This is a genomic window from Aeromonas sp. ZOR0002 (assembly GCF_963866995.1).
GTDB classification, from domain to species: Bacteria; Pseudomonadota; Gammaproteobacteria; order Enterobacterales; family Aeromonadaceae; genus Aeromonas; species Aeromonas caviae.
Genome location: NZ_CAWMFQ010000384.1, coordinates 1 through 10,537, shown reverse-complemented (window position 1 = coordinate 10,537; position 10,537 = coordinate 1). Strand labels below are relative to the sequence as shown.

The window sequence follows — 10,537 nt, the reverse complement described above, 5'->3', positions numbered from 1 at the left end:
GGCCCGCCATCAGGTAGACGATGGGGATGGCGGGTTCCAGCTGGTGCAGGCGCAACGGATAGTGGCGACAGAAGTGGCGCCCGATCATCTCGGGCACCACCACCAGGTAGCGGCCGGTCGCCATCAGCGGCGGTACCGCCATAAAGCTCGGCAGCCTGACCCCCAGCTCCCGCTCCACCCCGAAACGGGCCAGCCAGAGATCCACCATGGCCTGGCTGTGGCCCCAGCTGGAGGTGTGGATATGGGGGCGGCTGACCAGTTCTCCCGGCCCCAGCATGTCGGGCAGGGCGCTGCCGAGGGGCGACAAACAGACCAGCGGATTGCTGAACCACTCCTCGCGCCACAACCGGGGCGAGAGGTGGTTGGCACCGGCAAACCCGATCACCAGATCCAGTTCCCCCTTCTCCAACTCCCGCTCGTAGTCGCTGTCCGCCAGCTCGCACACTTCCAGTCGGCAGTGGGGAGCCTGCTGCACCATCCACTCCACCAGCACCGGCACCAGACCGTGCTCCACCGAGCCCGGGGTGGCGATGCGAAAGATCCGCCGGGCACTTGCCGGGTCGAATCCCTTGGCCTGACGCAGCCCCTGCTCCAGCATGGCCAGCGCCTGGCGCACCGGGCTCGCCAGCGCCTTGGCCCGTTCGGTCGGCATCATCTCGCGCCGGCTCATCACGAACAGGGGGTCATCCAGCGCCTGGCGCAAGCGCCCCAGCGCATGGCTGACGGTGGACTGGGAGAGGTGCAGCCGTTCGGCGGCACGGGTGACGTTGCGCTCCTGCATCAGCATGTCGAACACGGTGAGCAGGTTGAGATCGAGGCGGGAGAGGGGCAGTTCCATCGATATTGGCCATAGTTGAATGACGACAATTCATTTTTGGCATAGTAGCAGATTGCATAGAATGCGCAGGCGAATTACATCGGAGATTCAAATGCGTAGCTATCTGTTGTTGCTGGCGATCGGCCTGTTGTGGGGCTCCCAGTTCATTTTCATGCACCAGGCCGTGGCTGAACTGCCCCCCATCATGGTGGCCGCCGGACGCGCCCTGTGTGGCAGCCTGACCCTGGGTCTGCTCTGCCTGTTCATGCGCCTCAAGAGTGAACACACACCCTGGCGAACCTATATGCTGATCGCCCTGCTCGACGCCACCATCCCCTTCATCATGGTGGCCTGGGGACAACAGTATGTGGACAGCGCCATCGCGGCCGTGGTCATGGGTTGTATCCCCTTTGTGACCATTCTGGCGGCACCCTTGTTTATTTCTGGTGAAAGAATCACCAAGGGCGGCCTCGTCTCCGTGATCATCGGCTTCGTCGGCGTGCTGGTACTGTTCTGGCCCAAGCTGACCAGCGGCATGAATGCTGGCCTGCTCGGTGCCATGGCCATCCTGTTCGGTGCCAGCTGCTTCGCCATCGGCCTGCTGATGATCAAGCGCTTCGCCAAGGACCATCCTGTGGTCGTGGCCCGCAACATCCTGATCTCCTCGGCCATCCAGCTGCTGCTGGCCGCGCCCTTCGTGGCCGACCTGAGCACCCTCACCCTGCCGAGCCAGCAGGCCATGGGCGCCGTCGCCATGCTGGGGATCTTCTGTACCGGCCTGGTCTACTTCCTCTACATGGCGCTGATCCAGAAGGCGGGCCCGACCTTCGCCTCCTTCAGCAACTACCTGGTGCCGCTGTTCGGCGTCATGCTGGGAGCCCTGTTCCTCGGCGAGCAGATCCAGTCCACCACGGGCGTGGCGCTGGCCCTGATCCTGGGTTCGGTCGCCCTCAACCAGTGGGCACAGCAGCGCCGCCAACAGCGGGAGGCTGCCCTATGTCAGGCATCCTGACCACCCTCTGCGGCGGTCTGGTACTGATAGCCGGCTGGCAGTATCGCCACCGACTGGCCGGGGTGCTGGGTCTGCTGATGGTGCTGCTGCCCTGGTTCTTCGACAGCAAGCTGCAAGCCATGCTGAACTATGCACTGAATGCCTGAAGACCCTCTCTGCGTGTGTGACGAGAGTGTATCTCTCCTGTTTTTGGGACCGTTTTAACAAAACCTCCGATTTGTCCCCTCTACCGGCGCCCTGCGCCGGTTTTTTTATCTCTGCGCCTCTGCTCCGTAGCGATAACTCAACCGCTCGTTCTTGCGCGGCCCCGTTATCTGCCAGGCGAGCAGGAAACCCTCGCCGGTTTCGGTCAGCTCGGCGCTGTAGTGATCCTGCCCGCACAGGTGAGGCTCGGCCGTGACCCAGTGCCCGTCCCCCCGGGGCAACAGCTCGAACAGCATCACCGGCTGCTCGTAGCGCAGGTGGGAGAGCATGATCCCCCGTGCGGTGCGCTGCCACCAGAAGCGGTTGTGCATGGTCAGCTCCCGGCCATGGGGCGTGGTGTAGCGACCCGTCTCGGCATACAGCCACCCCCCATGGTGATCGGTCACCACCACGGCACCCTCCCCGCGACCGCACCAGTCGGTGGCGGATCCGACCCCGTTGCTCGCCTCGAAGGCAAATGCTCCGATCTGTGACAACCCTTCCCATAAACGCTGGATCGCGCCTTCCAACTCGGCCATCATAGCGCCCTCCAAATTGACAACTGACGACAATTCAATCACATGAACTACTTGATAGGGGTTACCCTGCTCTGGTCCTTCTCCTTCAGCCTGATCGGGGTCTACCTTGCCGGTCAGGTGGATGCCTACTTCTCGGTACTGACCCGCATCGTGCTCGCCAGCCTGGTGTTTCTGCCCTTCCTCCGCCGTCGCTGGCTGCGCCCCGATCTGGTGGCCAAGCTGATGGCCCTCGGTGCCATCCAGCTCGGCATCATGTATCTCTTCTACTACCACTCCTTCCTGCTCTTGACGGTACCGGAAGTGCTGGTGTTCACCATCTTCACCCCCATCTATGTCACCCTGATCCACGACCTGCTGGAAGGGCGCTTCAAGCCTGTCTATCTGTGGGGGGCCCTGCTGGCGGTGCTGGGGGCGGCCGTCATCCGTTTCGACGGCCTGACCGAAAGCTATGTACTGGGATTCCTGGTGGTGCAGGGCGCCAACGTCTGCTTCGCCCTGGGCCAGGTAGGCTACAAGGTGCTGCTGGCCCGGGAGGCTGAGCAGCCGCCCCAGCTGGCGGTGTTCGGCTGCTTCTATCTGGGCGCCCTGGTGATCGCCCTGCCCGCCTGGTGGCTGCTGGGCAAACCTCAATATCCCACCAGCCCCCTGCAATGGGGCATCCTCTTCTGGCTGGGGGTCGGGGCATCCGGGCTCGGCTACTTCCTGTGGAACAAGGGGGCGACCCTGGTCAGCAGCGGCGTGCTGGCCATCATGAACAACGCCTTGATCCCCGCGGGTCTGCTGGTCAATCTGGTGCTCTGGGGAAAGGATACCGACCTGCTCAGGCTCGGTCTGGGCGCCCTGCTGATGCTGGCTTCCCTCTGGGTCTGCCAGCGTCAGCAGGTCAGTGAGCGCTGACTGAAAACCATTGACGCTGATGGGTCCATCGGCGTCAATGGGTTCGCGGACAGTGACTGGCCGTCAGCCGACCACGGCGTTGTGTTCCCGCTTCGCCTGACCGTGGCAGGAGGCCAACCGGGCCAGCAGGTGATCGAGCTGCTCGGCACTCTGGCTCTGCACCAGGCCGATGCTCACGGTCACCGGACGCTGGGGCAGCAGGCTGGCGTCGGCGATCTCGAGCCGCAGCCGCTCGGCAATCTCCAGGCCGCTCAACCGATCGGTCTGGGAGAGCATCAGGATGAAGCCGTCTTCGTCCCAACGGGCGAAGGGATCTTCCCGACGCAGCTCGCGGCGCACGATGCGGGCCAGCTTGGCCAGCATGGCGTCGCAGGCCGCCTCCCCGAACAACTGCAGGATCTTGCTGCGGTGATCCACGCTGAACTGCAGCAGACAGAAACTGCCGCTCTCGCTGGCCAGCCGTTCATCCAGCAGCAGCTCGAAGTGGCTGCGGCTCTCGAGGCCGGTGAGGGGATCCGTGTCGTGGCGATCCTCCAGGGGCGCCATGGCGGCATCCAGATGGCGAACCACCCCCAGCAGTTGACCTCCTTCGTCGCGACGGACCCGCTCCTCCAGCCGGATGTAATGGCCCTGATGGTGCAGGATGCGGTACTCGAGTCGAAGCCCGTTGCTGCGCCCTTGCTGGCAGGCCTCCAGGGCCTCTGCCAGACGGGGAGCATCATCCGGATGTACCCGATCCAGCCAGCCGAGATCCCCCAGCTCGCCCCCCTCCAGACCCAGCAGTTGCAGACAGGAAGGGTCCCGCCTCAGACCCTGCCCGGCCGACCAGGTCCAGATCCCGGCCTCCAACATCGCCATGGCCTGTGCCATCAGCGTCACCTCAAGGGGAGTGGTGACCTCAACCCCGGGAGTCTCATACCTTTCCATCACGCGCCTCGAAACCGGATCTGAATATCTGTCCAAGCAATCACACTCAATAAGTAACATTGGTGCTGGCGCCGAGCAACCGCGCCAGCATCGCTGGCCTCGCACCTCTCGCCTCTGGTGGTCCGCCATCAGGGCTTGCCAGCCTCCAGCTACGAAGTGAAGCTCGACGTCACGCCACCTTGCCCTGATAGCCTGCCATCAGGGCCTGCCAGTTTTCCGGCACGAAGTGGAAGCTGGTGTGCAGTTGCGACTCCTTGTTGAAGGAGCGCAGCAACCGCTCCAGGTTGGCCTGCTGCCAGTTGCCGGGGGAGCGGATGGCTCCTTTGTCGAAGTCGATCACCCACACCTTGCCCTCCTTGTCGAGCAGCAGGTTGTGGCTGTTGAGATCCGCATGATAGACCCCTGCATCGTGCAACTGGCGCACCGTTTTGCCTATCTTGTGCCACACCTCACCGGCGATCGGCCCCTGCTTGAGCAGGGCCACCAGATCCTTGGCGCCGCGAATGCGCTCGATCAGGATGTCGGCCCGATAGAAGGGCCCCTGCTTGACCATGCGGGCCGCAAAGGGGCGCGGCACCGGCAGCCCCTGTTCACTCAGGGTCGCCAGCAGACGATATTCAGCCATGGCCCGGCTGCTCTCCACCCCTTCAAACCAGAACCGGTCACGCACCAGCTTGCCCACCATGCCGCCACGGTAGTAGTGACGCAGCACCAAGTGACGGGATTCATCCTTCACGAACCAGGTCACCCCGCGGCCGATGGAAGAACCTACCACCTGGCGATGGGTCTGCCACCAGACAGGATCGAACAAGGCAGGGGAAGGATCGCGGAAGACTCCGTCGGCATACCAGCAGACCTGGTTGTGGGTGGTGTGTGTCAGCATGATGAGAATTCCGGTCGATAGTGGGTGCAGGGCATCCATTCAGAAAGCCGTGCCGGTCGGGCAACCGGCGCAATTTTACAATCCACAGGGGAGTTTGCATAATGCCATCCATCCATTTTGCCATCGTTGCGCCACATCATGCCGCTGTTCCAAACGCCGCCCTCCTCCATCTGCATCCTGCGGCTCTCCGCCATCGGAGATTGCTGCCACGCGCTGGCGCTGGTGCGCGTCATCCAGCGGGAGTGGCCCCAGACCCGCATCACCTGGATCACCGGCAAGATTGAGGCGACCCTGTTCGCCGATCTGCCGGGGGTCGAGGTCATTCCCTTCGACAAGAGCAAGGGGTGGCGCGGCTATCGCGATCTCTGGCAGACCCTCAAGGGGCGCAGGTTCGATGCCCTGCTCCACCTGCAGGCCGCCATGCGCGCCAGCATCGCCACCCTCGGCATCAAGGCCAAGGTCAAACTCGGGTTTGATCGGGAGCGCGCCAGCGACGGTCAGTGGTTGTTCACCAACCATCGGGTCCCCTCACCCGCCTCCCCCCACGTGCTGGACGGCTTTCTCGCCTTCGCCAAAGAGCTCGGGATAAAAGATCTGACCCCGGACTGGCAACTGCCCATCAGCGCCGAGCACCAGACCTGGGCCCGGGAGAAGGTGGGTGGTAAGCCGACCCTGCTCATCTGCGCCGCTGCCAGCAAGGCATTCAAGAATTGGACTGCCGCCGGCTACGCCGCGCTGGCGGATCACGCCGCAGACAAGGGCTTTCAGGTCTATCTGTGCGGCGGACCGGCCAGGCTGGAGCGGGATCTCGCCGCCGAGATCCAGCGCCTCAGCCAGAGCAAGCCGGAAGATTTGGTGGGGCAGACCAGCCTCAAGCAATTGCTGGCGCTGATTGGCGAGGCGAGCCTGGTGCTGGCCCCGGATACCGGCCCTGCCCACATGGCTACCCTGGTGGGGACACCCGTGATCGGCCTCTACGCCCACCACAACCCCGCCCGTACCGGCCCCTATCTGTGCCGGGATTATCTGGTCAGCGTCTATCAGGAACTGATTGAGCAGGAGACCGGCAAGCCGCTGGCCGAGCTCGGCTGGCGCACCCGCCTCAAGGATCCTGACGCCATGGCCAAGATAAGCCGCGAGCGGGTCATCGCCGCCTTCGACCGCCTCTGTACCGACAAGCATCTTCTACCGACCCAGGGCAACTCGGAAATTCCGAGCCATGAGGCAGGGATAATCTGATGGCCCTCCCCCGGCACCGGAGGCAGAATGACGGCCAATGTGGGTAACGCTCCCGCAGCAAGCTACGAATATTTTGATCGGCTGGAATATGATTCCGGCCGTTTTTTTATCCGCCCCCATCTGCTAACATTCGCCGCCTTTACATCCTCCTGGCTCTGATTCTTCCGCGTATTGCGAGCAACCGTCTCCCTGTCGGGCACAAGACGGCGGCCTCTGCTACAACCAAAGCGCGGCTCATCGTTTAAAGGTACAGACATGGCGCAACAAGGCACTCTCTACATCATCTCCTCCCCGAGCGGGGCCGGTAAGTCCAGTCTGCTCAACGCCTTGCTGACCAAACACAACAGCGCAGGCAAGATGCAGCTGTCGGTCTCCCACACCACCCGCGCCAGCCGTCCCGGCGAACAGCACGGGGTGCACTACCACTTCGTGCAGGTGGAGACCTTCAAGGAGCTGATCGAGCGCGGCGACTTTCTGGAGTGGGCCGAGGTGTTCGGCAACTACTACGGCACCTCCCGCGCCGCCATCGAGGCCTGCCTGGCTCAGGGGATCGACGTCTTCCTCGACATCGACTGGCAGGGGGCCCGCCAGATCCGCGAACAGATGCCGACCAAGTCCATCTTCATCCTGCCTCCCAGCCGCGAGGAGCTGGAGCGCCGCCTGATCGGCCGCGGCCAGGACAGCGCCGAGGTGATCAAGGGCCGGATGGAGAAAGCCATTGCCGAAATGGTGCACTATGACGAGTATGACTATGTCATCATCAATGAAGACTTTGAGCTGGCACTGTTCCAGCTCAGGGCCGTCATCGAGTGCCAGCGCCTGGAAATGCGTCAGCAACAGCAGGCCCAGCAAAACTTGCTGAAACAGCTACTGGCAGAGTAAGCCAAAAACAAGTAAACTTTTGCGTCATTTTTAAACACCGCTTTTTCAATCACAGAAAGCCCAAACACTGGAGTCCCGCATGGCCCGCGTTACTGTAGAAGATGCTGTAAAACAGGTAGGTAACCGTTTTGACCTGGTGCTGGTCGCCGCGCGCCGCGCTCGTCAAATCGCGGTACAAGGCAAGGATCCCCTGGTCGACGAAGAGAACGACAAGCCGACCGTGATCGCCCTGCGCGAGATCGAACTGGGTCTGGTCAACAACCAGGTGATGGATACTCAGGACCGCTACGAGCAGCAAGAGCAGGAAGCCGCCGAGCTGGCTGCCGTTGCTGCCATCGCAGAAGGTCGCGGCTAAGTCAGTCGCTTCCCATAGTCGGCGCCCGCCCGGGTGCCGGCTGTTCTCCCCATTTACAACCGCTCGAAAACCTCGCAAACTCGAGGGCATACCCTCAATTTCACGGATTGCCGTTTAACCGCTGCGGGGACTGTCTTGTATTTATTTGAAAATCTTAAAGAAATAGCCAGTTCCTACCTGCCACCCGAGCAGGTTGAGAAGCTCAGGCAAGCCTATGTGGTAGCCCGTGATGCTCACCAGGGACAGATGCGTTCCAGTGGTGAACCCTACATCACTCATCCCGTTGCCGTGGCCCGCATCCTGGGCGACATGCGCCTCGATCACGAGACCCTGATGGCTGCCGTGCTGCACGACGTCATCGAAGATACCCCTGTCACCAAGGACGATCTTGCCGAGCAGTTTGGCAACGCCGTCGCCGAGCTGGTCTCCGGTGTCTCCAAGCTCGACAAGCTGAAGTTCCGCGATCGCAAGGAAGCCCAGGTCGAGAACTTCCGCAAGATGATGATGGCCATGACCCAGGACATCCGGGTCATCCTGATCAAGCTGGCCGACCGCACTCACAACATGCGTACCCTCGGCTCCTTGCGACCGGACAAGCGCCGCCGCATCGCCCGGGAAACCCTCGAGATTTTCGCCCCCATCGCCAACCGCCTCGGTATTCACACCATGAAGAACGAGCTGGAAGAGCTCGGCTTCGAGGCGCTCTACCCCATGCGCTCCCGGGTACTGCGGGAATCGGTACGCCGCGCCCGTGGCAACCGGCGCGAGATCATCGACTCCATCCAGAGCGAGATTGAGGGGCGTCTGCGAGAAGCCGGCATCGATGCCCAGGTGAGCGGACGCGAGAAGAACCTGTTCTCCATCTACAACAAGATGGAGAAGAAAGAACTGCAATTCCACGAAGTGATGGATATCTATGCTTTCAGAGTGAGAGTGAAAGACATAGACACCTGCTACCGGGTGCTTGGGCAGATGCACAGCCTCTACAAGCCGCGCCCCGGTCGCTTCAAGGATTACATCGCCATCCCCAAGACCAACGGCTACCAGTCCCTGCACACCTCCCTGGTGGGCCCCCACGGGGTACCGGTGGAGGTGCAGATCCGCACCGAGTTCATGGACCAGATGGCCGACAAGGGCGTCGCCGCCCACTGGGCCTACAAGCAGGATGGGGACAGCTCGGGTACCACGGCCCAGATCCGCGCCCAACGCTGGATGCAGAGCCTGCTGGAGCTGCAACAGAGCGCCGGCAGCTCCTTCGAGTTCATCGAGGGAGTCAAGACCGACCTCTTCCCCGACGAGATCTACGTCTTCACACCGGAGGGCCGCATCATGGAGCTGCCCGCCGGCGCCACCCCGGTGGACTTCGCCTACACGGTGCACACCGACATCGGTCACGCCTGCGTCGGTTCCCGGGTCGACCGCCACCCCTATCCGCTGAGCAGCCCGCTGCACTCCGGTCAGACGGTGGAGATCATCACGGCCCCCGGCGCCCGCCCGAACGCGGCCTGGCTCAACTTCGTGGTGACCACCAAGGCGCGCTCCAAGATACGTCAGTTCCTCAAGAACCTGCGCACCGAAGAGTCCGTGGTGCTGGGCCGCCGCCTGCTCAACCACGCGCTCGGCGCCAAGAACATCGAAGACATCCCGGAAGCCCGCGTCAAGCAGGTGCTGGCCGACACCAAACACGAGAACCTGCAGGGGCTGCTGGCCGACGTGGGCCTTGGCAACGCCATGAGCGTCATGGTGGCACGCCGCATGCTCGGGGATGAGCTGCCGCCGGAAGAGCAACCCAAATCCACCAGCAAAAAGATGCCGATCAAGGGGGCCGACGGCATGCTGGTCACCTTCGCCAACTGCTGCCGCCCCATCCCGGGGGACGCCATCATCGCCCACATCAGCCCGGGCAAAGGACTGGTGATCCACCAAGAGTCCTGCCGCAACATCAAGGGCTACAGCCGCGAACCGGACAAATACCTGCCGGTGCAGTGGGAGGTGGACAAGGAGCAGGAGCAGGAATTCCGCACCGGCATCAGCATCGAGATCGTCAACCACCAGGGCGCCCTGGCGGAGCTGGCCAACGTGATTGCCGCCACCGGCGCTAACATCCACGCCATCAGCACCGAGGAGAAAGATGGCCGGGTCTATGTGGTCACCCTGCTCATCACCACCAAGAGCCGGATCCACCTCGCCAACATCATGCGCAAGATCCGGGTCATGCCCAACGTGCTCAGGGTGAGCCGACAGAAAAACTGAACACAGGCGGCGCAAGCCGCCTGCTGCTTTTCAAGAGATACCCAGGGCCCCATGCCGCAGGCCACCAGCCTTGTTGCATGCACCGGCCTCACGACATAGAAACCGACATGACTCCTGAACGCTTCAAACGCATTTCCGACATGCTGGCCCAGCGCCAGCTCGACCTGACCGTCTGCATGGAAGAGGTTCATAAACCTCACAACCTGGCCGCCATCGTGCGCACCGCCGATGCCATCGGCATCCACCGGGTGCACGCGGTCTGGCCCAAGAGCTGGATCCACAAGCGCAAGGGCACCGCCCGCGGCAGCCAGAACTGGGTGGACGTGAAGCTGCACCCGGACATCGGCAGTGCCGTGACCGAACTCAAGGCTTCCGGCATGCAGATCCTGGCGACCCACCTCTCCGACAGCTCCGTGGACTTTCGTGCCATCGACTACACCAAACCCACCGCCATCCTGGTGGGCCAGGAGAAGCACGGCATCGGCGAAGAGGCGCTGGCCCTGGCCGATCACCATATCGTCATCCCCATGGTGGGCATGGTGCAGTCCCT

Annotated in this window: 13 protein-coding genes; 9 read left to right on the top strand and 4 right to left on the bottom strand. The window is 62.7% G+C overall.

Annotated features, from left to right (window positions below; translation table 11 throughout):
* Positions 1-838, bottom strand: an 838-nt coding sequence (locus AACR77_RS20875) for a LysR family transcriptional regulator (protein WP_042882105.1), incomplete at its 3' end; no start/stop codon positions are given.
* 91 nt (positions 839-929) lie between these two features.
* Between AACR77_RS20875 and AACR77_RS20870 the strand changes: the two genes are divergently transcribed.
* Together AACR77_RS20870 and AACR77_RS20865 are read left to right on the top strand one after the other, a co-directional pair.
* Positions 930-1,829 carry a DMT family transporter gene (locus tag AACR77_RS20870; RefSeq protein ID WP_042882104.1) on the top strand — a complete coding sequence of 300 codons (900 nt, stop codon included), beginning with the start codon at positions 930-932 and terminating at the stop codon, positions 1,827-1,829.
* The gene (locus tag AACR77_RS20865) at positions 1,814-1,975 is read left to right on the top strand and encodes a hypothetical protein (protein ID WP_010672325.1); all 162 of its coding nucleotides are present in this window, start codon (positions 1,814-1,816) and stop codon (positions 1,973-1,975) included. The genes AACR77_RS20870 and AACR77_RS20865 overlap by 16 nt, the downstream gene beginning before the upstream one ends.
* Before the next feature lie 105 nt (positions 1,976-2,080).
* Here the strand turns inward: AACR77_RS20865 and AACR77_RS20860 are convergent, their stop codons facing one another.
* On the bottom strand, positions 2,081-2,551 hold the full coding sequence (locus tag AACR77_RS20860) for a DUF6314 family protein (protein ID WP_042882121.1): 471 nt from the start codon (positions 2,549-2,551) through the stop codon (positions 2,081-2,083).
* 42 nt (positions 2,552-2,593) lie between these two features.
* Between AACR77_RS20860 and AACR77_RS20855 the strand changes: the two genes are divergently transcribed.
* Positions 2,594-3,448, top strand: coding sequence for a DMT family transporter (locus tag AACR77_RS20855; RefSeq protein WP_042016171.1), 855 nt, complete (start codon positions 2,594-2,596; stop codon positions 3,446-3,448).
* Between the two features lie 63 nt (positions 3,449-3,511).
* Here AACR77_RS20855 and AACR77_RS20850 read toward each other — a convergent pair whose 3' ends face one another.
* Entirely contained in the window at positions 3,512-4,375 is an 864-nt protein-coding gene (locus AACR77_RS20850) for a GGDEF domain-containing protein (RefSeq protein ID WP_039040669.1), read from the bottom strand.
* 169 nt (positions 4,376-4,544) lie between these two features.
* Positions 4,545-5,258, bottom strand: a complete 714-nt coding sequence (locus AACR77_RS20845; protein ID WP_010672321.1) for a 3-deoxy-D-manno-octulosonic acid kinase — start codon at positions 5,256-5,258, stop codon at positions 4,545-4,547.
* A 138-nt stretch (positions 5,259-5,396) separates the two neighbouring features.
* Here AACR77_RS20845 and AACR77_RS20840 point away from each other — a divergent pair, with 138 nt between their 5' ends.
* From AACR77_RS20840 to trmH, 6 genes are all read left to right on the top strand, one after another.
* Positions 5,397-6,497, top strand: a complete 1,101-nt coding sequence (locus tag AACR77_RS20840; protein WP_042882119.1) for a glycosyltransferase family 9 protein — start codon at positions 5,397-5,399, stop codon at positions 6,495-6,497.
* A 27-nt stretch (positions 6,498-6,524) separates the two neighbouring features.
* Entirely contained in the window at positions 6,525-6,656 is a 132-nt protein-coding gene (locus AACR77_RS20835; RefSeq protein ID WP_080989930.1) for a guanylate kinase, read from the top strand.
* A gap of 96 nt (positions 6,657-6,752) precedes the next feature.
* Positions 6,753-7,379 (top strand): guanylate kinase, encoded by a 627-nt coding sequence (gmk, locus tag AACR77_RS20830; protein ID WP_042882102.1) that lies wholly within the window; start codon positions 6,753-6,755, stop codon positions 7,377-7,379.
* Positions 7,380-7,458: 79 nt separating this feature from the next.
* Positions 7,459-7,734 carry a DNA-directed RNA polymerase subunit omega gene (gene rpoZ, locus AACR77_RS20825; protein ID WP_005307060.1) on the top strand — a complete coding sequence of 92 codons (276 nt, stop codon included), beginning with the start codon at positions 7,459-7,461 and terminating at the stop codon, positions 7,732-7,734.
* Positions 7,735-7,869: 135 nt separating this feature from the next.
* The gene (spoT, locus tag AACR77_RS20820; protein WP_039040667.1) at positions 7,870-9,987 is read left to right on the top strand and encodes a bifunctional GTP diphosphokinase/guanosine-3',5'-bis pyrophosphate 3'-pyrophosphohydrolase; all 2,118 of its coding nucleotides are present in this window, start codon (positions 7,870-7,872) and stop codon (positions 9,985-9,987) included.
* A 107-nt stretch (positions 9,988-10,094) separates the two neighbouring features.
* Positions 10,095-10,537: tRNA (guanosine(18)-2'-O)-methyltransferase TrmH (gene trmH, locus AACR77_RS20815; protein WP_042882117.1), on the top strand; the 443-nt coding region annotated here is incomplete at its 3' end.